The following is a 26,951-nucleotide window of genomic DNA, read 5'->3' as shown; positions in this document are numbered from 1 at the left end:
TTTGGAGCGAAAATCCAGGATGTAATTGTAGACGTAGCGTACACAGCCAAAGGTTTTCTCCAGTAGCAGTTTCTGCTCTGAAGTGGGGTAAAACCTGAATTTATAGGCGCGCTTGCTCATCGATGGATAGTGCCATCAAGCTGTATTTATGTACAGCCTATGCGGCTACGCCGCTCTCCTTTCCTCCCCCACCTGAAGGAAGGGGTTTCTCGGAGCGATCTGGATGAATCCGCAGTGACACCTTCCCCCTCGAATCAGCTATCCCAAAACTCACCCACCGGGGGCAGAACCCGGGTTCTGCCTATGGCCGATCACCTCCACACGCCGTGCAGCCTGGCGTGACAGCCCTCAAAACGTCGCTCCACAAAAAGGCGCCGACAGCCGTTTGCGCACCATTCTGGCGAAAGCATTCAGGCTTTTTGAGTGTCAAGATCGAAGAAACCACACGATATAAAGGCTTGGCAAACTTAGGCCTGATTATTGCTTGGTAAAATACCTGACCGAAAGGTCAAGTCATTAATTCTGGCTCAGATGATTCTTGGACGTCTGTAATAAAGGCATACGGCATGCCGAGCGATCTATAGAGAGTTATGGCAGGCGCCTTGGACAACCTACGGAAACCACATTGATGCTACGTTTTCTGCTCAACCAGAGCCTCTGCGAGGAGCGCGATCTGGATCCCAACCTCACCGTACTGGACTATCTGCGCACTCGGCACAGGCGGACCGGAACCAAGGAAGGCTGCGCATCAGGAGATTGCGGTGCCTGCACCGTGGTCTTGGTCGAGCTGGAGGGCCAAGACCTGCGCTACCGGGCGATAAATGCGTGTCTGACACTCATCGCCAGCCTGCACGGCAAGCAGTTGATCAGCGTCGAGGATCTCAAGCAGCAAGGTCGTCTGCATCAGGTGCAACAGGCCATGGCCGACTGCCACGCTTCGCAGTGTGGTTTCTGCACACCAGGTTTTGTCATGTCATTGTTTGCCTTGCAAAAGAGCGTGCAGCAATACGATCCCCATGCCACTCACCAAGCGCTTTCTGGCAACCTGTGCCGTTGCACCGGTTACCGGTCGATTCTCGCCGCCGCCGAACAAGCCTGCAGTCAACACCAGAGCGATTCATTCGATGCAGGCAAAGCCGAGGTCATCGCCCGCCTGCATGCCATTGCCGCGCAGCCCGGTGATGAGTTGCATAACAATGGTCGCCGCTGCCTTATGCCAACCAGTAGCGACGAACTGGCCCGGCAATTCGCCGCGCATCCCGAAGCCCGGCTGGTTGCCGGCGGCACCGACCTGGCGCTGAACATCACCCAGTTTCACCAGGAACTGCCGTTGCTGATTCATATTGGCAATATTCAGGAGCTGAAATGCATAGAGGTGCTGGACGACCATATCGAGATTGGCGCCGGCGTTACCCTCAGCGATTGTCACACCCTACTCACCGCCGAATACCCGGACTTCGGTGCGCTGCTGAAACGCTTTGCCTCGCTGCAGATCCGCAATCAGGCCACTCTCGGCGGTAACATCGCCAATGCCTCGCCGATTGGCGACTCCCCGCCACTGCTGATCGCCCTGGGTGCAAGCCTGATCCTGCGCAAAGGTGAACAACGCCGTCACCTGGCACTGGAAGACTTCTTCCTCGACTACAAGGTGACCGCTTGCGAACCCGGTGAATTCATTGAAAAAGTGAGAATACCGAGAAGCATCACAGGTCAACAGTTACGTGCTTACAAGGTGTCCAAACGTCTGGACGATGATATTTCTGCGGTCTGCGCCGCGTTCAACCTGTACCTGCAAGACGGCATCCTGAGTGAGGTGCGCATCGCCTTTGGCGGCATGGCCAGCACTCCAAAGCGCGCCACGGCCTGCGAACAGGCGCTATATGGCCAGCCGTTCGACAATGCCACGCTAGAAGTCGCCTGCGCCGCTCTGGCCGAGGACTTTATGCCGATAAGCGATTTTCGTGCTAGCCGCGAGTATCGCCTGCTGGTGGCGCAGAACCTGCTGCGCCGTTGCCATCTGGAACTAACCCAGCCACATATCTTCACCCGAGTAACCGACCTTGCATAAGCCCGCGCTGAGTCAACAGCAACTTGCCGAGCAGTTCCGCCAAGGCCTCGCCACCGGCGTGGGTAAATCGCTCAAACATGAGAGTGCCGACAAGCACGTCAGCGGCGAAGCGATCTACATCGACGACCGCCTGGAATTTCACAACCAACTGCACGTTTACGCCTTGCGCAGTGAGCGTGCCCATGCACGTATCACCCGTCTCGACACTTCGCCGTGCAAGAAAATGCCAGGCGTCGCCATCGTCATCACTCACGAGGATGTGCCGGGCCAGTTGGATATTGGTCCGTTACTGCCAGGCGACCCGCTGCTGGCCGACGGCCTGGTGCAGTTTGTCGGCCAGCCGATCCTGGCAGTCGCTGCCGATAGCCTGGACAACGCGCGCCGCGCCGCCATGGCGGCCATTGTCGAATACGAGGATCTGCAACCGGTTCTGGACGTGGTCCAGGCCATGCGCAGCCAGCATTACGTGGTGGGTGTACATCAGCAGCGACGTGGTGACGCTGCCGCCGTGCTGGCAGCCGCGCCACATCGCCTGAAAGGGCAGCTGCATATTGGCGGGCAGGAGCACTTCTATCTGGAGACCCAGGTGTCCTCGGTGTTGCCCACAGAAGATGGCGGCATGCTGGTGTACTGCTCCACACAAAACCCTACCGAAGTACAAAAACTGGTCGCTGAAGTACTTGGCGTAGCCATGCACAAGGTGGTGGTTGACACTCGGCGCATGGGGGGCGGCTTCGGTGGCAAGGAAACTCAGGCCGCCAGCCCGGCCTGCCTGTGCGCCGTGGTTGCATGCCTGACCGGGCGGCCGGCAAAAATGCGCCTGCCGCGCTTTGAAGACATGCACATGACCGGCAAGCGCCACCCGTTCTATATCGAGTACGACATCGGCTTTGACAATCAAGGTCGCCTGCTGGCCACACACATGGACCTGGCAGGTAACTGTGGCTATTCGCCGGATCTGTCTCGCTCCATTGTCGACCGTGCAATGTTCCACGCCGACAACGCCTACTTTCTCGGCGCCGCGCTGATCACCGGTCACTGTTGCAAGACCAATACCGCCTCCAACACCGCTTACCGCGGTTTCGGTGGCCCCCAAGGCATGCTGCCGATCGAAGAGGTAATGGACCGCATCGCCCGTCACCTCGGCCTTGATCCGCTGGAAGTACGCAAGCGCAACTATTACGACAACGCCGAGCGCAACGTCACACATTACGGTCAGACGGTCGAACACAACCTGCTGGCAGAGATGACCCGTGAGCTAGAAGAAAGCAGCGACTATCACGCCCGCCGCGCCTCGATCCGCGCGTTCAATGCGACTAACCCGGTACTGAAAAAAGGTCTGGCGCTAACCCCGGTAAAATTCGGAATCAGCTTCACAACCAGCTTTCTCAACCAGGCCGGTGCACTGATCCACGTCTACAGTGATGGCAGCATCCACCTCAACCATGGCGGCACCGAGATGGGTCAGGGCCTCAACACCAAGGTCGCCCAAATAGTCGCTGAAGTTTTCCAGGTCGATATCGAGCGCATCCAGATCACTGCCACTAACACCGACAAGGTTCCCAATACCTCGCCCACAGCTGCCAGCAGTGGCACCGACCTCAACGGAAAGGCTGCGCAAAACGCCGCTGAAATCATCAAGACACGCTTGATCGAATTCGCTGCCCGGCACTTTGCCGTGAGCGCAAGCGAAATCAGGTTCAGCAACAACCAGGTACGCGCCGGCGAATATTTATTGCCGTTCGACGAGCTCGCGCGGCTGGCCTGGATCGGTCAGGTGTCGCTGTCCTCTACGGGTTATTACAGCACACCAAAGATTCACTACGACCGTGCCAGTGGAAGTGGCCACCCGTTCTATTACTTCTCCTATGGACTGGCCTGCGTCGAAGCTCTAGTCGACACCCTGACCGGCGAATACACGCTGTTGCGCACCGACATCCTGCATGATGTCGGTGCCTCGCTGAACCCGGCCCTCGATATTGGTCAGGTCGAAGGCGGTTTTGTCCAGGGCGTCGGCTGGCTGACCTGCGAGGAGCTGGTGTGGGATGACAAGGGCCGCCTGCTGACCAGTGGACCGGCCAGCTACAAGATCCCCACCGTCGCCGATGTGCCCGCAGACCTGCGGGTCAAGCTGGTCGAGAACCGCAAGAATCCGGAAGACACCGTGTTTCACTCCAAGGCCGTCGGCGAGCCGCCCTTCATGCTCGGCATCGCTGCCTGGTGCGCGATCAAGGATGCCGTGGCGAGTATCTCCGATTACCGTATCCATCCGGATATCGACGCCCCCGCTACCCCCGAACGGGTGCTGTGGGGCGTCCAACAGATGAAGCAAGCACGATGAACAGCACCGTCTGGATCGAAGCCCTGGCCAACCTGCAACAGCAGGACGAAGCCTGCGTACTGGTGACCGTAATCGAGGAGAGCGGCTCCACGCCGCGTAACTCCGGTGCAAAGATGGTGGTATCGACCACTCACAGCCACGACACCATCGGCGGCGGCCACCTGGAGTACAAGGCCATGAAGATCGCCCGCGAGATGCTGGAAGCAGGCGGCCAGTCGCTGCGACTGGAGCGCTTCGTTCTCGGCGCCAGCCTGGGTCAGTGCTGCGGCGGCACCACCGTATTGCTGTTCGAAGCCATGGGCCGCGCCCAGGCGCGCATCGCCGTGTTCGGCGCTGGACATGTCGGCCGAGCCCTGGTGCCGCTGCTTGCCAGTCTACCGTGCAAGGTACGCTGGATAGACTCGCGTGAAGACCAATTCCCCGACTCACTACCCCGCGGCGTCGAGCGTATTGTCTGCGACGAACCGGTCGATGAAGTGAGAAAACAGCCGGCCGGCAGCTACTTTATCGTCATGACCCACAACCACCAGCTCGACCTGGAACTGAGCGCCGCCATTCTCGCGCGCAGCGATTTCGGCTGGTTTGGCCTGATCGGCTCGAAAAGCAAGCGTGCACGTTTCGAACATCGCCTGCGCGACCGCGGGCTGGCCTGCGATGTGATACAGCGCATGCGCTGCCCGATGGGGCTGAGCGAGGTCAAAGGCAAGCTACCGATGGAAATAGCAGTATCCATCGCCGGCGAAGTGATCGCCACCTACAACACCGCTTTTGGCACGCAAGCAGCCAAGGACAAACAATCCCTGACGCGCCTGCTACCCAGCTCGCGGCGGGCTTGAGCCCGCACTGAAAACGTCCTCCAATTTCAAGAGTGAAACCCATGAGTCCGATCCAAGCGTTTCGGGGCGCCTTGCTGCACAGCCTGGCTGACCCGGCTGACGTAGGCGAAGCCAACAGCCACGAATACTTCGCCGACGGCCTGCTGCTGGTACAAGGCGAAAAAATCCTTCAAGCCGGGCCTGCTGCCGAGCTACTGGCCCGGTTGCCGGCAGAAGTGACGGTGCAACACTTTCCTGATGCCCTGCTCTGCCCCGGTTTTATCGACACCCATATCCACTACCCGCAAACCGGCATGATCGGTGCCTACGGCGAAGACCTGCTGCACTGGCTGAACACCTACACCTTCCCGATGGAGTCGCAATTTTCCGACCCGGCCCATGCTGCCGAAGTGGCCGAGGTTTTCATCAAGGAACTGCTTCGCAACGGTACTACCACCGCCTTGGTGTTTGGCACCGTGCACCCGCAATCGGTGGACGCCTTCTTCAGCGCCGCCGCCGCACGTGACCTGCGCATGATTGCCGGCAAGGTGCTGATGGACCGCAACGCTCCGGATTACCTCTTGGACACCCCGCAAAGTGGCTATGACGAAAGCAAAGCCCTGATTGAGCGCTGGCACGGCAAGGGCCGCCTGCACTATGCGGTGACCCCGCGTTTCGCTCCGACCAGTAGCGCGCAGCAACTCGACCAGGCCGCCCGCCTGTTGCATGAGTATCCGGATCTATACCTGCACACGCACCTGTCGGAAAATCTCAAGGAAGTGCAATGGATAAAGGCACTATTCCCTGAACGCAGCAATTACCTGGACGTGTACGATCATCATGGCCTGCTCGGCGCGCGCTCGGTATTCGCCCACGGCATTCACCTGTGTGACAGCGAATGCAGGCGACTGGCACAGACCGGCTCGGCGCTGTCGTTCTGCCCCACCTCGAATCTGTTCATTGGCAGTGGCCTGTTCGACCTGAGCAAGATGGAACAGCACGGCGTACGTGTCGGCCTGGGCACCGATGTCGGCGGCGGCACCAGTTTCTCGCAGTTGCAGACACTGGCCGAAGCCTACAAGGTCAGCCAGCTACGCGGGCGCCAGACCCACCCATTCAAGCTGCTGCATCTGGCGACTCTCGGCGGCGCGAAGGCCCTGTATCTGGACGATCGCCTCGGCAACTTCCTGCCGGGCAAAGATGCCGACTTCGTGGTCCTCGACCTTAAGGCCACACCGCTGATCGACTACCGTCTGCGTCAGTCCAGGAGCCTGGAAGAAACCCTGTTCGCCCTGATTACCCTGGGCGATGATCGGGCCATCCAGGCCACCTATGCTGCCGGGCGCTGCGTGCACCAGCGCGGATCGAACTGAACGCTTCAAGCACCAACGTGGGTCAGCTACCGCGGTAGGTCGAGTAGCTGTAAGGCGAAACCAGCAGCGGAACATGATAGTGCAGCATGCTGTCGGCAACACCGAAGCGCAGGACCACGATGTCGAGAAATGCCGGAGACGGCAGTGTCATGCCGCGCGCTCGGTAGTAGTCACCCACCGCAAAATGAAGCTGGTAGGTACCGGCGATAAACTCATCGCCCTCCAGCAACGGTGCCTCGCAACGCCCATCTGCATTGGTTCGCAGGTTAGCCAGCAAGCTCAGCGTGGCACCTTCCACACGGTACAGTTGCATCTCGATGTCACTTCCCGGACAGCCATGAGTGGCGTCCAGTACGTGGGTGGTCAAACGTCCCATAGCGCACTCTTTTTGATTGACGGGTACAGCCTGTTCAGGCGGCGAAGCGGGTCGGCGCCATAATCTGACCCAACGGGCAAGTTTTTTGCAATACCCTTGCCAATCACCGCATGCCTGCATTCAACCGAGTGTGCGCCACGCAGCAAGAGGATCGGCACTTTGCACCCTGGCTACCCCCGCGACCTGATTGGCTACGCCAATACACCGCCCCATCCGCACTGGCCCGGCGAAGCCAGCATTGCCCTGTCGTTCGTACTCAATTACGAGGAAGGCGGCGAGCGCTGCATCCTGCATGGCGATGACGAATCCGAAGCCTTCCTTTCCGAGATGGTCGCCGCCCAGCCGATACCCGGCGCACGCCACATGAGCATGGAGTCACTCTACGAATACGGCAGTCGCGCTGGCTTATGGCGCCTGCTCAAACTGTTCCGTGAGCAAGGTATCCCGTTGACCATCTTCGCCGTGGCCATGGCCGCGCAGCGCCATCCTGAAGCGATCAAAGCCATGGTCGCCGACGGCCACGAAATCTGCAGTCACGGCCTGCGCTGGATCAACTATCAGGACATGCCCGAAGCAGAAGAGCGTGCGCACATGACCGAAGCCATCCGTATTCTTACTGCGATAACTGGCGAACGCCCGCTGGGCTGGTACACCGGCCGTACCGGGCCCAACAGCCGGCGCCTGGTGATGGAGGAAGGCGGCTTTTTGTATGACAGCGACACCTATGACGACGACTTGCCCTATTGGGAAAAGCACACCCCGAACGGTCAGCCGCACCTGGTGATCCCCTACACCATGGACACCAACGACATGCGCTTTACCCAAGTACAGGGTTTCAACAGCGGCGACGACTTCTTTACCTACCTCAAAGATGCCTTCGATGTGCTCTACGCCGAGGGAGAAGCAGGCGCACCAAAGATGCTCTCTATCGGCATGCACTGCCGTCTGCTCGGTCGTCCGGCACGGCTGGCCGCGCTGCAGCGCTTTATCGCCTATGTAAAAAACCATGAGCGCGTATGGTATGCCCGTCGTGTCGATATCGCCCGCCATTGGCAGACAGTGCATCCCTGCCCGCAGGTGACAGCATGAGCCGTTTCCGCACGCTAACCCCATCGAGCCTGACCCGCGAAGCCTTCATTGAGGCGTTTTGCGATATATACGAGCACTCGCCCTGGGTCGCCGAGCGCACCTATGATCAAGGCCAGCCGGCCAGCTTCGACACGATTGACGGGCTGCACTCGCAAATGGCCGCCGTGCTGCGCGACGCCGGTCATGACAAGCAATTGGCGCTGATCAACGCCCACCCGGATCTCGCCGGCAAAGAGGCCGTATGCGGCGAACTCACGGCCGCCTCTACCTCAGAACAGGCAGGCGCGGGTATCCAGCAATCCAGCGCTGAGGAGCTCGCGCGTTTCAATGTGCTTAACGACATCTACAAGACGCGGTTCGGCTTCCCTTTCATCAAGGCGGTAAAAGGCAGTAACCGTCAGGAAATTTTAGCGGCTTTCGAACTGCGTATTCACCACACCCTGGAACAGGAGTTCGCCACGGCCCTGACGGAAATCAACAAGATCGCCTTGTTGCGCCTACAGGCCCTGTGACGCGTATCACGTTGACAACGATTTTTCCTGCGGTGGCATCGTCCACCGCGAGCCTTTCAGACAGAGCGAAACGTTCCATGAACTTTTTCATCCCCTCACACAGCACCAGCGTGGAAAAACCGGCCGGGCGTATTCGCCAGAAAAACGAAGAATTGATTCTCATGGCGGCCGAAGAAGAGTTTGCCCGGCACGGTTTCAAGGGCACCAGTATGAACATCATCGCGCTCAAGGCGGGCTTGCCCAAAGCCAACCTTCACTACTATTTCAGCAATAAACTGGGGCTGTACATGGCCACCCTGGCCAACATCATTGACCTGTGGGACAGTACTTTCAACCACTTGACGGTAGACGATGATCCCGCGCTGGCGCTGTCACGCTACATCCATGCCAAACTGGAGTTCTCGCGTACCCATCCGCACTCATCACGCATATTCGCCATGGAATTGATCAGTGGCGGTCCGCACTTGAGTCAGTACTTCAATCAAGAATACCGAACCTGGTTCAACAGCCGGGCAGCGGTGTTTCAAGGCTGGATCGATGCCGGCAAGATCGACCCGATTACGCCCGAGCACCTGATTTTCCTGCTTTGGGGCAGCACCCAGCATTACGCAGACTTTGCAGCGCAGATCTGTCAGGTTTACGGCAAGGACGGCCTGCAGCAACATGACTTTGACAGTGCCCGCCAGACCTTGACCCACATTATTCTCAAGGGTTGCGGCCTGCAGCCCCCGGCCTGACGTCCATTGCGCTGGCGATTCACTCACGATCTTTAGTGCCTGTCTGCAGCCCCATAACCGAAAACCATCTGCCTTGACATCGCGAAGCGCGACATTGCGACAAGCCCCGAAAAAGAGCCTGTCGCAATCGACTATCAAGCCTGCAAAGGCCCGCCTTGTACGGTTTTCACCAGCCCATTGATAATGTCTTCACCTGTCTCCAATGCCAGTTGTTCATACCAGGCTTGAGTCGCTTGCGGGTCTTCGCCATGAATGATGGCTGCTCGCTCTCGCGCTTTGATGACGAGCGAGGCCACGCGGTCGGCGCGCGCTTGCTGATAGGCATAGAGCGCCTTATCAACATGGCTGGCAGAGGTTAAGCACTGCATCAGAACCCATGCATCTTCCATTGCCTGACAACCTCCCTGACCTATATTGGGCGTCATGGCGTGGGCCGCGTCACCTAACAGCGCTACACGGTCACTGACCAGACAGGGGAGCCGTTCCGTGTCGTAGATCTCCAGCCGCGCGATCATCGCGGGATCCATCTGCTCAATCAGGCGCTGAACAGGCGCTGGCCATTCAGCAAAATGCTCATTGAGTTCTTCTCGATAGCGCTCACGAATGTTGGGCGTGCCCTGCGGTAAGGGAACATCGAAGAAAAAATAAAACTCGCCGCCACCCATCGGCATTAAAGACACCCGCTTATGCTCACCGACATACTGTGCCCACTCGTAGCTGTCGCCCAGCGCTGAATCGGCGTAGATACGACCATTCCAGTTCACATAGCCACAATAGCGACGGTCAATCTGTTTTCCCGTCACCTTGTTTCTCAGGGTTGAATGTGTACCGTTGGCAACTATCAGCAGATCCCCCTGTATCGTTTCGCCGGTGGAGAGCTGCACCGAAACGCCATCTTTATCTTCTCGATAGCCCTCAACCGCGACCCCAAGCGAAATATGATCAAGGCCAAATGACTCAAGCAGGATTCGCTGAAGTTCAGCACGGGCTATGGGTATAGCGTGCTGGTTAACTTGTTCGTAAAGCGCACCCAGGCTAAATCGGGTCAGGCATTTTCCTGTCGAGTCACTGTAACTCATCGCGCGCATATCACCGCCGGCCTCCCGGATGGCTTCGCTTAACCCCAGCGCGTGCAGAACATTGACACCGTTTGGCCAGATAGAAATGGCGGCGCCAATAGGCTCCAGCCTGGTCGCGCGTTCATAGACGTGCACACGATATCCTGCGTTACGCAGTGCATTCGCGGCCGTAAGACCACCAATACCGGCACCGGCGATGATCACATTGAGATCTTTCATACGTTCTCCTGGAAATGCTGGAATTCATGCAAAGAATTGACCGCCCTTACAGGGTCAAGGTGAGGCATGATTGCGACGCCCCTGAAATGAAAAAAGAGCAATGACCCAGGCATGTAGAGGTGCTTTGAAAGGCCTGTGAAATCGGCAAGCACCTGGCGCTTTTGATTCAGGCATTGAACCAGCCCAACTTGACCACGAACAATACAGAGAGCACCACCAGCGGCACATTCAGTTCGCGCCATTTACCTGACATTAGTTTAATCAATGTCCAACTGATAAAACCGAACGCAATGCCATTGGCAATCGAGTAGGTAAACGGCATCGCCAGCGCGGTAATGACCACCGGCGCCGCTTCCGTTATATCTTCCCAGTTGATTTCTGCAAGGCTGGAGGCCATCAGGACGGCAACAAACATAAGTGCCGGAGCCGTGGCAAAGGCCGGGACGCTGCCCGCCAGGGGCGCAAAAAACAACGCCAGCAGAAAGAGTACCGCGACGACGATGGCGGTCAGCCCTGTACGACCGCCTGCGCTGACGCCCGCTGCCGATTCGATATAGCTGGTGGTGGTGGATGTTCCCAGCAGCGAGCCGGCCAATGCTGCTGTGCTGTCTGCGACCAGTGCACGGCCCATCTTCGGCATGTGGCCGTCCTTGCCCATCAACCCGGCGCGCTTGGCGACACCAATCAGCGTGCCGGAGTTATCAAACAGGTCGACGAAGAGAAAAGCGAAAATCACACTGACCATGCCCACATTCAAGGCTCCCGCAATGTCCAGTTGCAGGAAGATGGGGGCAATTGATGGCGGCATCGACATCACGCCGCCGAACGGTGTAACGCCCAATGCGATGGACGTCGCTGTCACTGCCAGGATGCCGATCAACACCGAGCCTTTCACCTTTAACGCTTCGAGCCCTGCAATTAAAAAAAAGCCCAGGGTAGCCAACACTGGCGCCGGCTGACGCAAGTCGCCCAGGCCAACCAGAGTGACGGGATTACCCACCACAATACCCGCGTTGTGTAGAGCGATAAGCGCCAGGAAAAGTCCGATGCCTGCAGCGATTGCCGAGCGAAGGGGCAGCGGAATGCTATTGATGACCCACTCACGAATACGCAGGATCGACAAGATGAAAAAACACACCGCCGAGATGAATACTGCACCCAGCGCGACCTGCCAGGTGTGTCCCATATGCAGGACCACAGTGTAGGTAAAAAAAGCATTCAACCCCATGCCTGGGGCCAGTGCGATCGGGTAATTGGCAATCATGCCCATAATTGCCGAGCCAATGGCGGCGGCCAGGCATGTGGCGACAAAAAGTGCGCCTTTGTCCATCCCGGTTGCCCCAAGGATGCTCGGGTTGACGAACAGAATATATGCCATGGCCAGGAAGGTGGTGACCCCGGCAAGCATTTCTGTACGCACGGTAGTGTTGTGCGCCCTGAGTTTGAAGATCGAATCAAGCATGATGATCCTGTTGACGCGGTTGGCGTCTGTAAGTGAAGGGTTTGTACTGTTTCAATCTGAGAGAGAGCAGGAACCTGCTATGAGATCTACCGCGGACGGGCATAAACCCATCTGATTGTTCCTTGGCTCACCAGAAGACTTTCACCAGCAAACTGGCCGTGTTCTGGTTAGTATCAAAATCGGAAGTGTTCTTGATACCGTATTTGTTTTTCCAGTAGTCGTACTCAAACCCCACGTATAAATGCTGTGCCGTCATGTTCAGCGCTTTCCCCATGTCGTACTTGATCTGCGGGTTGACGTGAATATTGCGGTGGTATTCGCCACGGCTGTTTTTGTCGCTTTGTATGACCCAGTCGATAAAACCATCTACGACGATGTCCGAACGGCCCACCGGAAAGGTGTACGACCAGGCTGGGGTGATTTGCCAGATATTGTCGCCAGCACGTGGACCCCGGCTGTGACGATTATAGAAATTGAGTTGAAAGTAATCGAAGCCCGGCACGGCCAGGTCAAAGCCTGGGCCTATCAAGAAAGATTCATTGTCACCTTCGCCAAACTCGTAAGTCCCTGCCAGTAATACATCCTTGATTGGCCCAATGGAAAAATCGTGGCCGCTGATCTTGGTAAACGACAAACGTGGGCTGAACTCGCCGTACAGCGTATGGCTGCCCGTAGCGGGATCGTTTTTACCGTTAAAGAAAATAGTGTCGACGAAGAGAAAATTATCACCGTATTTCCATGAGTCAGCGTGCTCAAACGTGATCGTCTGCTGCGTATCAGGGTCAACCTCGAAATTTTGTCCATAGAGGTAAGTGAGACTGTTGCTCTGCCACTGGAAGAAATCACTGGCCATCGCTTCACCTCCGGCCAACAGGCTAATCAACGCAACTAGCCTAGTGAACGCTTGCTTCATTGTGTTGCCCTCATGAAATCGGTCTGTCACGTTCGATGACTGTGATCAGCGGTTATCTGGCCGAAAAAGTCGACTTGTTGGTCAGGTTTTATTGCGAAATACGATAAGCAAGGTATGGGCCAACGTCATTCCAATAAAAAAAATTCAGGAAAATACGAATAATCCATGACGAAAAGGACTTTTGAAGGCGGGTAAAAAACCTCAATTCCATGAAAACGGAACTGGAACCGCATCGTGAAATGCTCTGACATGAAGCACCCATGTCAAAAATGATGCATTTGGTCAGGTTTTGAGAGATCTCGATTACAGCAAAGAGAATGGGGACGTATTTCAAAGGCCTGCATCGCAGATGCACAATCACTTTATCGTCGAAAGGCGGTAGGGCGACGCCTTGCTTTCAGCCTGAAAAAACTTTCAATTGATCAGCGGTTTCCTGGAACCCATCAAGCAAAGCGTTCCTGGCAGCAAAGAGATTGATTATCAGCAAAGCCCTCTGCCGCCTTCATCAAGCGAAACTCATTCCTTGATCTGCCCCCACGCACGCGCAACCGCCTCCACATCGGCGCATTCGATCCGCGCCAGATCCGTCGGGTAATCAACGCCCGGGTTCTCGCAAAAGCGCGTCGCCGTGAACTGTCCATTGCTGGCCCGCAAAATGAACCCGGTGTCCTGGCAGAGTGAACTGGCCAGGTACAACACACCGGGCACCACCCACTCAGGCTTGAGGTTTTCCGGCTCCCCGGTCTGCCCCCACATACGGGTCCGGGCCACCGGCGATACGGCATTGACCAGAATGCCGTCTGCCTGCCCTTCCATACTCAGGGCATTCATGATGCCGATCTGCGCCATCTTGCCGGCCGCATAGGCCACCAGCCCCGGTTGGGCGTATTGCTGATACATGGCCCGGTCCGACGTAGTCAGCACCACACGCGCAGCCTCGGAACACTTGAGGTGTGGCCAGGCATGCTTGCTCAGCCACACCGGCGCCTGCACGTTAATGCCCAGCGAGCGGTCGAGAAAATCAGCCTCTTGCGCCTCGATGGGCTGATAACCGACCCAGCCTGCGTTGTGAATCACAATGTCCAGCGCGCCAAAGTGCTCAATCGCCAGATTGACCAACTGTTCGCAACCCGCCTCGATATCCAGACGCCCGCAATGGGCGACCACCTGTGCATCACCCACCTGTAACGCACGAACCGTTTCCATGACCGGCTCTGCGTTGTGGCCTTCGCCTTCACGACCGGTTCCCAGGTCGCTGATGACCACGCGCGCACCCTGCTCAAGCAGTGCTTGCGCGTAGGCACGCCCCAGTCCCTGAGCTGCGCCGGTGACAATGGCAACTTTGTTTTTGAACAGCATGATCGAACTCCTGAGTGATCTGCTGTTACGGTATCGCTGAAAAAAACGGCCGCCCAATACCAAATACAGGCACGTTTGATACCGGGCAGATATCGATTCGACGAGGGAACGCAGCATGATCGAAACCCGTTTACTACGGCAATTCATCGCCGTCGCCGAAGAGTTGCACTTTCACAAGGCCGCGGCTCGTCTGCACATGGCGCAGCCACCCTTGAGCCAGGCGATCAATCGGCTTGAAGACAAACTGGGGTTCGACCTGTTCATACGTGACAAACGCGAAGTGAGGATGACCGCTGCGGGCGAGGCGTTTCTGCAAACGGCCTATCGCACCCTCAATGAGCTCGAACAGGGCATTGAACATGCCCGCCGTGTGGCGCAAGGCATCGCCGGCACCTTGACCGTGACAGCGATTTCCATCGCCTGTTATGAACCGTTGCTCGATGCCTTTCGCCAGTTTCGCGAGACCTTTGCCCAGGCACGCCTGGTGATTCGTGAAATGCCTTCCTGCGAGCAGTTGCAGCCCTTGCTGAGCGGGCAAACGGACATCGCCTTCATGCGCGAACTGCCCCTGCCGGCTCAGGCGCTGACTTCACGACGAATCCTCGACGAGCAGATCGTCATGGCCATGCCGTGCGATCACGCCCTGGCACAACAACCGGCGGTCGACCTTCGTCACTTTGCCGATCAAGCCTTTGTCTTTACCCCGCAAGCGCTGGGCAGCGGTTATCACAGCCAGTTAATCGCGTTGTGTGCAGCGGCCGGCTTTTATCCGAAAGTGGTTCAGGAAGCATCGAAGATTCATACGCTGCTGGGGCTGGTGGCCTGCGGCTTCGGGGTAGCGCTGGTACCGGAATACATCGCCCGGTCGGTCTCGAACGACAAGGTCCGGTTACGGCCTATCCAGGTATTGGAGGGCCAGGCCAATCCAGCCATGGGGTTGTACATGAACTGGAATCATCGGCATGTTTCTCCATTGCGGGATAACTTCATGGCGCTGTTGGGTGACGGCTGGCCGTGATCAAACAAGCGGCAAACTCAGCGGCTAGCGCCACGATGAGTTACACCACCTCTCGGGACACAATCATGCCTTATGGCACTGGCATTCCCCAACCAACCTGCTCAGTTTTCTGCCTTCGCTGCAGGGCAATCCTGCGCTATAACCACCTACACCTTCAGCACCTTCGAACACACTTCAATAAAAGCCCTCAACTTCGGTTGGCTCTTGGCCGTTCGAGAAAAATAAAGAAACAGCCCATCGCTGCCAGGCGAGCAATTCAGCAAGGCCGGCTCGAGTGTCCCGCTGGCCAGTTCACGCGAGGTGTGAAAGGTCGAAGAGTAAATCAACCCAACGCCTCTGACCGCGAGGCTGCGCATCAACTCGCCGTCGTTGACGGTCAGTGGACCATTGGGCTCGATCCTGACGGTTTCCTGGTTTTCAACAAACTCCCAACGGTAGACATCGCCCTTTTCGGGGCGGCGAAATCGAATACAGGGATGGTCGATCAGATCGCTGGTAACGGTGGGTTTACCCTTGGCCTTGAAATAAGCAGGCGAACCAAAGACCGCCCATTGAAAGGGTCTTGAAAGCCGCACGGCAATCATGTCTTGTTCAATGTATGAGCCGATCAGGATGCCGGCGTCATAACCCTCGGATACAAAGTTGTCATGACGGTTGCTGACCGTGATGTCCACATTCAAATTGGGCCAGGCTTTTCGAAAGACAGGCAATACCGGCTCGATGACGTGTGGCAAGGCCAGGCGCTCGACGATAAGACGCAACGTACCGGAGGGCGCTTTTGCTGACTGCGCCGTGTCTTCAAGCCCGGCCACAATGGCTTGTGCGGCAGGCTCGATCGTCATTAGCAGGTTCTTTCCTGAATCCGTCAGTGCCATCTTGCGCGTAGTTCGATGAAAGAGTGGCACGCCAAGTCGGCCTTCGAGCCTTTGCAGTGCCAGGCTTATCGAGCCGGGCGTTTTCCCAAGCTCAAGGGCGGCCTTGCGAATGCTCAGCCATTTCGAAATGGCCAGGAACTCGGACAATCCATCGAAACGATCAGGCTGCGCCATCGGACTTTCCTCTGTTGTTCAGGCACGTCATGCCGTGGTACATACGCCGGCAATTTACACCGTTTTTTCCTTCGCAATCCCTTTTCATAAGAGCGTTTTATTAAACAGTGCGTTCGGTGACAGCTGGCTATTTCCAGAGCCTACCCACCGATAGAGTGGCCGCCATCACTTACCACTAAAGGAAGCGGACATGTCGATTACGAAGTTTCTCGCGGGCCTTGTCGCCGCGCTGGTCCTGTTTACAAACCCTGTTGTTGCCGATGAAAACCCCAGCAACAAAAAAGTGCTGTTTGTGGTGTCCAGCCTGGACAAGAAAACACCAGAGCTCGTCGGCGGCTTCTGGTTTCCGGAGCTTACGCACCCGGTCGACGTGTTCGATGCAGCCAACGTCGACTTCGATATCGCCAGCCCTCAAGGTGGACTGGCGCCCTTTGATGGCTTCGACTTGAACGATCACGCCAACCTGAGTTTCTGGACCAACCCTGAGCACCGCAACAAGCTGGGCAACACCCTGAAACTGTCGGCGGTCGAGCCTTCCAGGTATGACGCGATCCTGTTGGTCGGCGGACATGGGCCGATGTGGGACTTCGTGGGTAACCCTGAACTTGACCGGATCGTGCGTACGTTCTACGAGAGCAACAAAGTGGTCAGTGCCGTTTGCCATGGCCCGGCAGGACTGATCGACGTCAAACTCAGCAATGGTCAACGCCTGCTCAAAGGTCACCGTGTCACCGGATTTACCGCAGAAGAAGAGCAATCACGCCAGTACGACAAGATCGTGCCCTTTGAACTGGAAAAAGCGTTGAAACAAGCCGGTGCGACCTTTGAAGAAGCACCTGTGTTTGAAAACAAGGTCGTGGTCGATGGTCAGCTGGTCACTGGGCAAAACCCGGCGTCAGCGAAGTCTCTGGCAGAAGCGGTGGTCAAATTGCTTCAATCAAAGGCGATTTAATTTACCGCCGGGCGCTGAGCATACGGCGCCCGCGCATTCAGCACGCCTGCATTCGCATCGGGAAACAGTTGATCGGTCAACTCGGCAATCTTTTGCTCAGCGTTTATAAACTTGGAGAAGATCCGCAAACCACCGCTGCGCGCGTCATATTCAGCCTGCCCGATCTGCTGGCCGTGCTGAAATACCCGAATATCCGCGTAACTCATATAGATCGTGAAGTCCCAGCTCCAGCGCCCCACATAGGTGGTTGAAACAGCACACAACGCAGGATCACTGCCAGGCGCCAGTTGCCGCGTCTGGAAGCCCTTCTCTTTCAACAAGGCCTCGTAGGCGGTGTTGAAACCTGGCCGTAAACCCTGCGCCGGAATCAGGCAGATCTCAGGCTGGCTATCCGCTGAAAGCGCCGCCGGGGTTACGGTTTGCTGAATGCTGCAACCGCTCAGGATAAACGTCGCCATAAGCGTGAACGGGATAAACAGGGTGCGCATCGCGACCTCCTTGCCTTGAATGGGCGGCGAGGTTAGCACGGCGCAGTTGTTGGCTTATGGCTTAATCGTCAGCCCCTCTATCCACGCAAACAACTCATCCAGATCGTAATCACCGCTGTGCGGCCGATCCCAGGGCAGCGCCAGGTCAACGCTGTAGCCCCTGTTCTGCAATACGGCCGCAAGAATAACCGGGATGGCCAGCGAGGTGTCGCGGTCCCTGGTGCCCTGGCGGATGCGCCAGTGGCGGGCGGTGTCGGTGCTGCGGGTGGCGATGTAAGCCATCGGGTTCATCATGCGCACAGTCAGCGCATCGGCCAGCGGTGTGGCCGGGTTGCTGTCGTGGGCTTTGGCGAACGCGGTGAAGTGCCGGGCATCGAGGGTCTGGGTGCCGAACAGCTGGTTTTCGCCAGAGCTGGCATCCAGCGCGTCGAAGGCTGGCGGTTGTTTCATCCGCCCGGCGTAGCGCACATAGGCGTCGAAATCCAGATCGACGACTTTACCGCCGCGCAGGGCCAGCCATTTCAGCGCCGACAGATCGGTGCCCGCAGCCAGTGCGTGATTGGCCGAGGCGATGATCAGCGATTTCAGATAGTTCTTGAACGGGCCATTGCCGCTGGCGTCCAGGGTCAGGTTCTGGCCGCCGGGATCACGCAGCACCAGGCTGTTGAGGTACGCCGGGAACTGCTGGCGCAGGGCTTCGGAGGTGTCGATCTGCTCCTTGCTCAGGGTGCCGGCCACTTCCTTGCGCTGGACCTTGTAGTCGAGCATCGAGATGTCGATCTTGCGGTAGTCGTTGATGCCTGCGAACAGCCATTCATAGGCGCTGTCGGCGTTGTCCAGGTTGGTGATCGGGCAATAGGCGGACACGGCAAAGATGTCGTCGCCAGCCGGTGCCGCGCCCAGCGCATCGAGGTACGGCTGGTAGTCGGTATTGTTGCCGCTGGCGCCCAGCAACGCCGAGAGTGCGCCGCCGGCACTGGTGCCATTGGCGATGATCTTGTGCGCATCGCCCGGCATGCGTTCGTCGTTGAAGTGCAGGTAACGCACCGCTGCCTTGAGGTCGACGATGGCCGCCGGTGCCTTGCCGGACCAGGTGCCGTCGGCGGCCTGGCTGGTGCGGCCGCGCGCACCGGGCGAGGCGACGACAAAGCCGCGGGCCAGCGCTGCGGCAATGGTGCTGGTACGCGGCTGTTCCGGACCACCCGGGCCATCGCCCGGCGGCGGCCGCTGACCCTTGCCAGCGCCGGGTGGGCCGCGACGGCCGTCCAGTGTGCCCGGTTCGCCCGGCATATAGCCGCCGACCTGATTGGGCAAAAAGATCGGCGCGGTTCTGGCGTTGAAGCGCCCTACTTCCTGGCCCTGAAAATAGGCATCGGGAATGTACAGGTTCATGACCTGATGAGCTTGATCCACGGGCCGGGTCACATAAGCAATGTTCTCGTAGGCGCGGATCGCCAGGGTCTTGCCGTCGACGTCGACCTGACGAAGCTGATAGCGGCTGGCATCGAATTCCAGCGCGGGCATCGGGCCTGCGCTGGCGCCGCTGGCGGTCAGCACACCGGCCAATAACACGCCGGCCATCAGTGGCCGGTTGTTCAATAAGCGCGTCATTTTCACTCCCTTGCGCATCAGAACTTCCAGCTCACCGAGGCGGTGACATTGCGCGGTGCGCCGTAGTTGGCGGTGGTCGCGCTCTGGTACAGCGAGAGCAAGTATTTGCGGTCGGTGACGTTGTTGAGGTTCAGCGCGGTGCTCCAGTGGCTGTCGATGTCGTAGCTGGCCATCAGGTCCACCAGGGCGTAGGCGTTCTGGCGCACGTGGCTGTCGCTGTCGCTTTCGACCGCGCCTTGCCAGGCCACGCGGGTGCCGACCCTGGCTTGCGGCAGGCCCGGCAGGCGGTAGGTCAGGCTGCCGCGCACGGTGTGGGTCGGCACGTATTTGCGCGCGCGGTCGCCTTCATCGTCGTCGATGCGCACATAGGTGTAGCCGCCATTGAGCTCAAGGCCCTCGGCGATTTCACCGGCTGCGCCCAATTCCAGGCCATGGCTCTTGTAGTCCAGGCCTTGGTACAGCTGACGCGAGCCTTGATATTCGCTGGTGCCTTCAGCGACGTTCTGCTGCTCGGTCTTGAACAGCGCGGCGGTGACGTTCAGACGTTTGTCGAGCAGGCTGCCCTTCACGCCCACTTCATAGCTGTGGCCTTCCAGCGGATCAAGCAGGCGACCGTCGGTGCCCAGCACATATTGCGGGTTGAAGATCTTGGTATAGCTGGCGTACAGCGCGTAGTCGTCGTTGAGGTCATAGACCAGCCCGGTGTACGGCGTAACCTTGCCATGAATACGCACATCGCGCGGCTGGGCGTAGTCGGTGCCATCGCTGTCGGCGCTGAGCATGCGCGCCCCGACGATCCAGTGCAGGTTGTCGGCCAGGCTGAAACGGGTGCCGGCATAGACGCTCTTCTGGCGGTCGGTGAAGTCTGAGGTTTCGGCATCGCTGGTGAACGCCATTTCTGGCTCGACAACGCTGCCCGACACGGTGGAGGCCAGGCTGCCCATCACGTATTCGTCGGCACTGACGTAGTAACCGCGCTCATGATTGCGCGCGCGACCGTAGTTGGCGCCCAGGGTCAGTTGGTGCTCACGCCCGAACAGGCTGAACGGGCCGCTGACTTTCGCCTCGCCGAGCAGTTGATTGTTGCGGGTGCGCGTGTGGCTGGGGTAGGCGTAGACGTCGTCGCCGACATCGGCCAGTACGTAGTACATCTTGGTGTCGTTGTGCTGCTGCACGCCGGTTACGGTGAGCGTGCCGTTCCAGCCGCCGCCGAAGTCATGCGCCCACTCGGCGAACGCACGTTGGGTGTGCACGTCCCAGTAGGTCCAGTCCTGGCCGATGCTGGAACTGCGGCTGCTGTAGTGGATCAGGTTGCCGGCGCCGTCGACCAGCGGCAGGTTGCCCCAGCTGCTGCCGTTGGAATTGCTCTTGGTGTCGGAGTAGCCCACGGTCAGGGTGTCGGCCTCGCTGAGGTCGAAGGCCAGCAAACCGGCAACCACGTTGCGCTCGTGGCTGTAGCGGTCGAGCCAGGAATTGCCGGTGTCATTGGCATAGATGAAACGCCCGCGCACATTGCCGCTGTCGGTCAAGGGGCCTGAGACATCGACGTCGACACGGCGGTTATCCCAGGAACCGACGCTCATGCCGATGCTCGCCTGCGTCTCGTAGGTGGGACGCTTGCGCACGAAGTTGACTGTGGCCGACGGGTTACCGCTGCCGCTCATCAAGCCGTTGGCGCCGTGCAGGATATCGACCTGTTCATACTCGGCCAGGTCCAGATCGCCGACCAGCAGGCCGGTGGCGAACGGCATGCCCATGCCGTCGTATTCGAAGTTATCGATATCGAAACCGCGCGAGGTGAAGCTGGTGCGGTCGGTCTCGGTCTGCTCGACGGTCACCGACGGCGCACTGCGCAGCGCGTCCTTGACGCTGTTGAGCTTGAAGTCGTCCAGTTGCTCGCGGGTGATGGTGGTGATCGCTTGCGGCGTCTGTTTTTCGCTCAGGCCCAGGCGCGTGGTGCTGCTGGCCGCCTTGCCCTGATACCCCTGGCTTTCGGTGTTTTGCTGCTGCTCGGTGGTCTGGATCTGGGTAGCCGGCAGGGTCAATTCATCGGCGGCATGAGCCAGTGGCAGGACACTGCAGGCACCTGTCAGCAGCAGGGTCATGGGGAGGCGGGGTTTCACAGTCGCGGTTCCTGATGGGAATGAGAAGGAATCGCTATTGTGAAGCAAAGGATAATTATTTCAAAATGTAACATTCTTTAGCTGGATTGTGACGATGCACCGCCCCATGCCTGCTGACGCGGCCGTTTATCCGGCTCGCTGGCACGCATGCGGCTGAACGCTAAATTATAAGCACCTCATTTAAACAGGATGATCCCCGCCCACTTAGCCAATAGCGCCTTGCTCTCAGCAATGCATCACTCACCTGTTGTTAACGTGTCCACCTGTATAAAAAACGAGAATAAAAATGGACTTGAAAACACTGCTCGATGACCCTCGGTTAAACAATACGCTGACGCAGATCGACCGACACTGCAAAGACAAAGTATTCAGCGACATTATCGATGCGCAAGGTAATCAATATGTAGACCTGGTAATGGAAGGCGGCGGCATGCTGGGCATTGCTCTGGTCGGGTATATACATGCCCTTGAGCATGCCGGTATTCGTTTTCTCGGGTTGGGTGGAACATCGGCAGGTTCTATCACTGCCCTTCTGCTTGCGGGGCTGGATGAACCCGGTCAACCGAAAAGCGAAAAGCTGCTGCGTGAACTGGCCAACAAAAACTTTATCGAGTTTGTCGATGGCGACGCTGACGCGCGCGACCTGATCAGCAGCTGGATCGAGGGCGCAGGCAGCCTGAAGCTGGCCATCAAGGCGGCGCAAGTCATCGATAACCTGAAAAACAATCTGGGGCTCAACCCTGGCAAGACCTTCACCGAGTGGCTGACCCGGCTATTGAAAGACAATGGCATTGAGACCGTCGATCAACTGCTCAAGCGCGTGAACACCTGGCCCACCGGTTTAACACTGCGACCTGAAAGAGCGCCGCAAACCCTTGACGAAAATGATGATCTTTTTGGCCTGGCGATTATTGCCGCCGACATCACCACCGAAACCAAAGTTGAATTTCCTCGCATGGCGGGCCTTTATTGGCGGGATGTGGGTAACCTCAACCCGGCGTTATTTGCCAGGGCTTCAATGTCCATTCCTTATTTCTTTGAACCGATGACCGTCACCCATCTCCCGGACACAGCCAGTGTCAGGGCACGTTGGGAAACACTGGCCAACTTTTCGATTGCCGACGCCGGGAAAGTCCCGGACACGGTGCTGTTTATTGACGGCGGGGTCATGTCAAACTTTCCGATTGATATCTTTCATAACACCAGGAAAGTCCCCCGTGCGCCGACCTTTGGCGTCAAGCTTGAGCTGGACAAAAAGCTGGCCTCGATCAACGGCCCCCTGGAACTGTTCAACCGGATCTTCAACGCTGCCCGTCACACCCTGGACTACGACTTTATCCGTCGTAACCCGGACTATAAGCAGTTGGTGACCTGGATTCCGGCAGAAGGCTTCAACTGGCTTGACTTCAATATGTCGGACGCGAAAAAGACCGATCTGTTTCTTGAGGGCGCCCAGTGCGCGGCTGATTTTTTGAGCACATTCGACTGGAAAAAATACAAGGCGCTCAGGCAGCTTATCGCCGAGCAGGCGCGCCTGAGCTGACCTTGTTCCAGTACTGGCCGGCGCTCAGCCTTGCAGCGCGCTGGCCAGGAAAGAGGCGGTGCGGCTGTCTTTGTTCTTCGCCACGGTCTGCGGCGTCCCGGCCACCACGACTTTACCCCCCGCCTCGCCTGCGCCCGGACCGATGTCGATCACCCAGTCGCTCTGCGCCACCACGCGCATGTCGTGCTCGACCACGATCACCGTGTGCCCGGCATCGACCAGCCGATTGAGTTGCACCATCAAGCGGTCGACGTCCTGCGGGTGCAAACCGTTGGTGGGTTCGTCCAGCACATACAGGGTTTTGCCGCGAGCCATGCGTTGCAGCTCGGTGGCCAGTTTGATCCGCTGCGCCTCGCCGCCCGACAGCTCGGTGGCCGGCTGGCCCAGGCGCAAATAACCCAGGCCGATGTCCTTCAGCACCTGCAAGGCGCGTCGGGCAGCCAGTTGCTCGGCAAAGGTGTCGTAGGCCTGGTCGACGGTCTGTTGCAGCACCTGGGCGATGTTCAGGCCTTGCCAGGTCACGGCCAGGGTTTCGGGGTTATAACAGGCGCCGTGGCAGGTCGGGCATGGTGCATAGACGCTGGGCATGAACAGCAGCTCGACGCTGACAAAGCCTTCGCCTTCACATGTTTCGCAGCGGCCCTTGGCGACGTTGAAGGAAAACTGCCCGGCATCGAAGCCCAGTGCCTGCGCCTGTTCGGTGGCGGCGAACAGTTTGCGCACGTGATCGAACAACCCGGTGTAGGTCGCCAGATTGGAACGCGGGGTGCGGCCGATGGGTTTCTGGTCAACCTGCACCAGCCGTTTCAACCCCTCAAGCCCGGCGCTGACATGACCGCCACTGGTTTGCTGCGGTTCGTCTTCCAGGCTTGATTCGACAGCGTCTGTCGCCGGGCTGGCCTGGCCGAGATGGCTGCCGACCAGTTCCAGCAAGGCCTGGCTGATCAGGCTGGATTTGCCGGAGCCGGAAATCCCGGTCACGGCGGTGAAGCAGCCCAGTGGAAAGTCGGCGTTCAGGTTGTTGAGGTTATTGCGGGTGATGCCTTGCAGGCGCAGCCAGTCATCTGCCGGGCGCGATTTACGCGGCGTCAGGTCGGGCTCGGCAAACAGATAGGCGCGGGTGCGCGACTCAGCGACCTGCTCAAGCCCTGCGGGCGGGCCGCTGTACAAAATGCGCCCACCTTGTTCGCCAGCCGCAGGTCCCACATCGATCAGCCAGTCGGCACGGCGCATGGTGTCCAGGTCGTGTTCAACCACAAACACCGAGTTGCCCGAGGCTCTGAGCCGTTGCAAGGCATCGAACAGCGCTTGGCTGTCGGCCGGGTGCAGGCCGGCGGACGGTTCGTCCAGCACGTAGATCACGCCGAACAATTGCGAGTTGAGCTGGGTGGCCAGGCGCAGGCGTTGCAGTTCGCCGGACGACAAGGTCGGCGTGCTGCGCTCCAGCGCCAGATAGCCCAAGCCCAGATCGATCAGGGTGGTGATGCGCTCCAGCAGTTCCTTGGCAATGCGCTGCGCGGCCAGGCGCTTTTCCAGCGACAGGTCAGGGTCTTCGTGTTGCAGGTAGTCATCGGCGGCTACCCGCGCAAGCACTTCGGCCAGCGCCTGTAACGACAGGTGCGACAGCTCGGCGATGTCCAGGCCTGCGAAGGTCACGGTCAGCGCCTCACGCTTGAGGCGTTTGCCCTCGCACGCCGGGCACGGGCTGGCGCGCATGTACTGCGACACGCGCTTGCGCATCTGCGCGCTTTGCGAGTGCATGAAGGTGTGCAGCAGGTAACGCCGCGCACCGCTGAACGTGCCCTGGTAACTGGGCTCCAGCTTGCGCTTGAGCGCGGTGCGGGTCTGTGCCGGGGTCAGTCCGGCATACACCGGCACCGTGGGCGTTTCTTCGGTGAACAGAATCCAGTCGCGCTGCTTTTTGGGCAGGTCGCGCCATGGAATATCGACGTCGTAGCCCAGGGTCACCAGAATGTCGCGCAGGTTCTGGCCCTGCCAGGCCAGCGGCCAGGCGGCCACGGCGCGCTCGCGAATGGTCAGAGAAGGGTCGGGCACCATGCTGGCTTCGGTGACCTCATGCACCCGGCCGATGCCATGGCATTGCGGGCACGCGCCTTGTGGCGTGTTGGCCGAGAAATCCTCGGCGTAGAGCATCGGCTGGGCGTCCGGATAGGAACCGGCGCGCGAGTAAAGCATGCGGATCAGGCTCGACAGGGTCGTGACGCTGCCCACCGAGGAGCGCGCACTCGGTGTGCCACGTTGCTGTTGCAGCGCGACTGCTGGCGGCAGGCCTTCGATGGCGTCGACATCGGGCACGCCGACTTGGTCGATCAGCCGCCGTGCATACGGTGCAACCGACTCGAAATAGCGGCGCTGGGCTTCGGCATAAATCGTCGAAAAGGCCAGCGACGATTTGCCGGAGCCCGAGACGCCGGTGAACACCACCAGCGCATCGCGGGGAATATCGACGTCGACATTCTTGAGGTTGTGCTCGCGCGCACCGCGCACCCGGACGAACCCGGAGCTGTGCGGCAAGGCGGGGGTCAAGGGCGTGTCGAGGTTTGAAGGCATGAAGGGAATTCCTTGATACGGCAAAGGCGGTAAGGCAATGGACCGCACCCAGTCCGGATCTACTGCGCCGATGTGCAGCGCACGGCGCGCTTGCGCTCATCGACCAGCACGCCGCTCAGCCCTTTCTGCTGTGTATCGAACAGCACGAGCACGCCGTCGATGCACTGCGCCACCTGGTCGGCCGGGTTCAGGCTGGCGCGCTGATCTTCGCCGGGCACGGTCTTGAGCATCGTGAATTCGTTGAGCAACAGCGCGTCTTCGGGTTTGGCGAAGTGCAGGTAGCCGTAGTAGCCAAGGCACGCGACCGTGCCGGCGATGCTGGCCACGGCCGTCAAAATCAGCGGAATAAGGTTGCGCTGCTCGGTCACGGTGCGGACTCCCCTTGGTAATTGGGGATTTCGCCCAGCCGGCGCAGGCCGTTGAAGTGTTGCGGGTCGTCGAGATAACGCAGCATCACCTGGCGCCAGGTCGGGTCGGCGAAGGTTTGCACGTGGCCGCCGCGGGTCAGTTGCAGCACACGCGGCAACGGCGCGGCCTTGTACAGGGCCAAGCCGTTGTCGAGCGGCACCAGCGTGTCGTCCAGGCTGTGGAAGATCAGCATCGGCGTGCCCTTGAGCTGCGCCAGGCTGTTGATCGCGCTGTCGCCATCGGGAATCAGCCAGGACAACGGGCGCTTCAGCGCCCAGGTCAGCCAAGAAGTGCCCAGCGTATAACGGGCCACATCGCGGTAGCTGGCCGGGACGCCGTCGAGAACCAGCGCCTTGAGGCGTTGACGCTGCTCGGGATGTTGCGCCAGATAGTGCACGGCCAGCGCGCCGCCGATGCTTTGCCCGAGCACGATACGCGGCCGGTCCTTGACCTCGGGCGCGTTATCGAGCCAGGCGAAGGCAGCGTCCAGATCCTGATAAATCGCCGGCAGGCTGGGTGCGCCCTGCGACAGGCCGTAGCCGCGATAGTCGAGCATCAGCACCTGATAACCCTGCTCCGGCAACCACCAGCTACCGCCCAGATGCCAGGCCAGGTTGCCGCCGTTGCCGTGCAAATGCAGCACCGTGCCCTTGACCGGCACGCCCGGTCTGGCCGGCAGCCACCAGGCATGCAGGCGCGTGCCGTCGGCGGCAGTCAGGGTGATGTCGCGATACGCCAGCTGCGCCTTTGCGGGGGTAAAGGGCTGACCGGTTTCGGGGTAGAACAGCAGGCTGCTGCAACCGCTGAGGGTCAGCAACAGGGCCAGGATGGCGATCAGTTTCAAA

Annotated in this window: 23 protein-coding genes; 10 read left to right on the top strand and 13 right to left on the bottom strand. The window is 58.9% G+C overall.

Features of this window, described 5'->3' with window-relative positions:
* Positions 1-120: helix-turn-helix domain-containing protein (locus ACYAS9_RS20980; protein ID WP_463570231.1), on the bottom strand; the 120-nt coding region annotated here is incomplete at its 3' end.
* A 508-nt stretch (positions 121-628) separates the two neighbouring features.
* Between ACYAS9_RS20980 and xdhA the strand changes: the two genes are divergently transcribed.
* The 4 genes from xdhA to guaD are packed head-to-tail and all read left to right on the top strand — an operon-like array spanning position 629 to position 6,597.
* Positions 629-2,068 carry a xanthine dehydrogenase small subunit gene (gene xdhA, locus ACYAS9_RS20975; protein WP_463570208.1) on the top strand — a complete coding sequence of 480 codons (1,440 nt, stop codon included), beginning with the start codon at positions 629-631 and terminating at the stop codon, positions 2,066-2,068.
* Positions 2,061-4,409, top strand: coding sequence for a xanthine dehydrogenase molybdopterin binding subunit (gene xdhB, locus ACYAS9_RS20970; protein WP_463570207.1), 2,349 nt, complete (start codon positions 2,061-2,063; stop codon positions 4,407-4,409). The genes xdhA and xdhB overlap by 8 nt, the downstream gene beginning before the upstream one ends.
* Positions 4,406-5,245: a xanthine dehydrogenase accessory protein XdhC gene (gene xdhC / locus ACYAS9_RS20965; RefSeq protein ID WP_463570206.1), complete on the top strand. Its 840-nt coding sequence runs from the start codon at positions 4,406-4,408 to the stop codon at positions 5,243-5,245. Before xdhB ends, xdhC begins: the two co-directional genes overlap by 4 nt.
* Positions 5,246-5,286: 41 nt before the next feature.
* Positions 5,287-6,597, top strand: coding sequence for a guanine deaminase (gene guaD, locus ACYAS9_RS20960; RefSeq protein ID WP_463570205.1), 1,311 nt, complete (start codon positions 5,287-5,289; stop codon positions 6,595-6,597).
* Between the two features lie 22 nt (positions 6,598-6,619).
* On the opposite strand, the gene uraH is transcribed toward guaD, so the two are convergent.
* Positions 6,620-6,973 carry a hydroxyisourate hydrolase gene (gene uraH / locus ACYAS9_RS20955; RefSeq protein WP_463570204.1) on the bottom strand — a complete coding sequence of 118 codons (354 nt, stop codon included), beginning with the start codon at positions 6,971-6,973 and terminating at the stop codon, positions 6,620-6,622.
* Between the two features lie 159 nt (positions 6,974-7,132).
* Here uraH and puuE point away from each other — a divergent pair, with 159 nt between their 5' ends.
* The 3 genes from puuE (at position 7,133) to ACYAS9_RS20940 (ending at position 9,311) form a co-directional block, all read left to right on the top strand.
* Positions 7,133-8,062, top strand: coding sequence for an allantoinase PuuE (puuE, locus tag ACYAS9_RS20950; RefSeq protein WP_463570203.1), 930 nt, complete (start codon positions 7,133-7,135; stop codon positions 8,060-8,062).
* Entirely contained in the window at positions 8,059-8,574 is a 516-nt protein-coding gene (gene uraD, locus ACYAS9_RS20945) for a 2-oxo-4-hydroxy-4-carboxy-5-ureidoimidazoline decarboxylase (RefSeq protein ID WP_463570202.1), read from the top strand. The genes puuE and uraD overlap by 4 nt, the downstream gene beginning before the upstream one ends.
* Positions 8,575-8,651: 77 nt before the next feature.
* Positions 8,652-9,311, top strand: a complete 660-nt coding sequence (locus ACYAS9_RS20940; RefSeq protein WP_463570201.1) for a TetR/AcrR family transcriptional regulator — start codon at positions 8,652-8,654, stop codon at positions 9,309-9,311.
* Positions 9,312-9,445: 134 nt separating this feature from the next.
* Here ACYAS9_RS20940 and hpxO read toward each other — a convergent pair whose 3' ends face one another.
* From hpxO to ACYAS9_RS20920, 4 genes are all read right to left on the bottom strand, one after another.
* Positions 9,446-10,609, bottom strand: coding sequence for an FAD-dependent urate hydroxylase HpxO (gene hpxO / locus ACYAS9_RS20935; RefSeq protein WP_463570200.1), 1,164 nt, complete (start codon positions 10,607-10,609; stop codon positions 9,446-9,448).
* Positions 10,610-10,775: 166 nt separating this feature from the next.
* Positions 10,776-12,071 (bottom strand): NCS2 family permease, encoded by a 1,296-nt coding sequence (locus ACYAS9_RS20930; RefSeq protein WP_463570199.1) that lies wholly within the window; start codon positions 12,069-12,071, stop codon positions 10,776-10,778.
* A 127-nt stretch (positions 12,072-12,198) separates the two neighbouring features.
* Positions 12,199-12,984, bottom strand: a complete 786-nt coding sequence (locus ACYAS9_RS20925; protein ID WP_463570198.1) for an outer membrane protein OmpK — start codon at positions 12,982-12,984, stop codon at positions 12,199-12,201.
* A 516-nt stretch (positions 12,985-13,500) separates the two neighbouring features.
* A complete protein-coding gene (locus ACYAS9_RS20920; RefSeq protein WP_463570197.1) occupies positions 13,501-14,343 on the bottom strand; it encodes an SDR family NAD(P)-dependent oxidoreductase in 843 nt (280 codons plus the stop codon).
* Between the two features lie 115 nt (positions 14,344-14,458).
* Between ACYAS9_RS20920 and ACYAS9_RS20915 the strand changes: the two genes are divergently transcribed.
* A complete protein-coding gene (locus tag ACYAS9_RS20915) occupies positions 14,459-15,361 on the top strand; it encodes a LysR substrate-binding domain-containing protein (protein WP_463570196.1) in 903 nt (300 codons plus the stop codon).
* Positions 15,362-15,507: 146 nt separating this feature from the next.
* Here the strand turns inward: ACYAS9_RS20915 and ACYAS9_RS20910 are convergent, their stop codons facing one another.
* Positions 15,508-16,410, bottom strand: coding sequence for a LysR family transcriptional regulator (locus ACYAS9_RS20910; protein ID WP_463570195.1), 903 nt, complete (start codon positions 16,408-16,410; stop codon positions 15,508-15,510).
* A gap of 190 nt (positions 16,411-16,600) precedes the next feature.
* Between ACYAS9_RS20910 and ACYAS9_RS20905 the strand changes: the two genes are divergently transcribed.
* Entirely contained in the window at positions 16,601-17,362 is a 762-nt protein-coding gene (locus tag ACYAS9_RS20905) for a type 1 glutamine amidotransferase domain-containing protein (protein WP_463570194.1), read from the top strand.
* On the opposite strand, the gene ACYAS9_RS20900 is transcribed toward ACYAS9_RS20905, so the two are convergent.
* The 3 genes from ACYAS9_RS20900 to ACYAS9_RS20890 are packed head-to-tail and all read right to left on the bottom strand — an operon-like array spanning position 17,359 to position 21,566.
* A complete protein-coding gene (locus tag ACYAS9_RS20900; protein WP_463570193.1) occupies positions 17,359-17,850 on the bottom strand; it encodes an Sbal_3080 family lipoprotein in 492 nt (163 codons plus the stop codon). The two genes, ACYAS9_RS20905 and ACYAS9_RS20900, sit on opposite strands and share 4 nt — an antisense overlap.
* A gap of 54 nt (positions 17,851-17,904) precedes the next feature.
* Positions 17,905-19,461 (bottom strand): subtype B tannase, encoded by a 1,557-nt coding sequence (locus tag ACYAS9_RS20895; RefSeq protein WP_463570192.1) that lies wholly within the window; start codon positions 19,459-19,461, stop codon positions 17,905-17,907.
* A 17-nt stretch (positions 19,462-19,478) separates the two neighbouring features.
* Positions 19,479-21,566, bottom strand: a complete 2,088-nt coding sequence (locus tag ACYAS9_RS20890; protein WP_463570230.1) for a TonB-dependent siderophore receptor — start codon at positions 21,564-21,566, stop codon at positions 19,479-19,481.
* Positions 21,567-21,870: 304 nt separating this feature from the next.
* Here ACYAS9_RS20890 and ACYAS9_RS20885 point away from each other — a divergent pair, with 304 nt between their 5' ends.
* The gene (locus tag ACYAS9_RS20885) at positions 21,871-23,127 is read left to right on the top strand and encodes a patatin-like phospholipase family protein (RefSeq protein ID WP_463570191.1); all 1,257 of its coding nucleotides are present in this window, start codon (positions 21,871-21,873) and stop codon (positions 23,125-23,127) included.
* Positions 23,128-23,151: 24 nt separating this feature from the next.
* Here the strand turns inward: ACYAS9_RS20885 and ACYAS9_RS20880 are convergent, their stop codons facing one another.
* The 3 genes from ACYAS9_RS20880 to ACYAS9_RS20870 are packed head-to-tail and all read right to left on the bottom strand — an operon-like array spanning position 23,152 to position 26,950.
* Positions 23,152-25,698, bottom strand: a complete 2,547-nt coding sequence (locus ACYAS9_RS20880) for an excinuclease ABC subunit UvrA (RefSeq protein WP_463570190.1) — start codon at positions 25,696-25,698, stop codon at positions 23,152-23,154.
* 59 nt (positions 25,699-25,757) lie between these two features.
* On the bottom strand, positions 25,758-26,066 hold the full coding sequence (locus ACYAS9_RS20875; RefSeq protein ID WP_463570189.1) for a hypothetical protein: 309 nt from the start codon (positions 26,064-26,066) through the stop codon (positions 25,758-25,760).
* On the bottom strand, positions 26,063-26,950 hold the full coding sequence (locus ACYAS9_RS20870) for an alpha/beta hydrolase (RefSeq protein WP_463570188.1): 888 nt from the start codon (positions 26,948-26,950) through the stop codon (positions 26,063-26,065). Before ACYAS9_RS20870 ends, ACYAS9_RS20875 begins: the two co-directional genes overlap by 4 nt.
* Position 26,951: the final 1 nt, after the last annotated feature.

This window comes from Pseudomonas sp. HP_08 (assembly GCF_055284095.1).
This window is presented reverse-complemented; position numbering and strand designations above follow the sequence as displayed.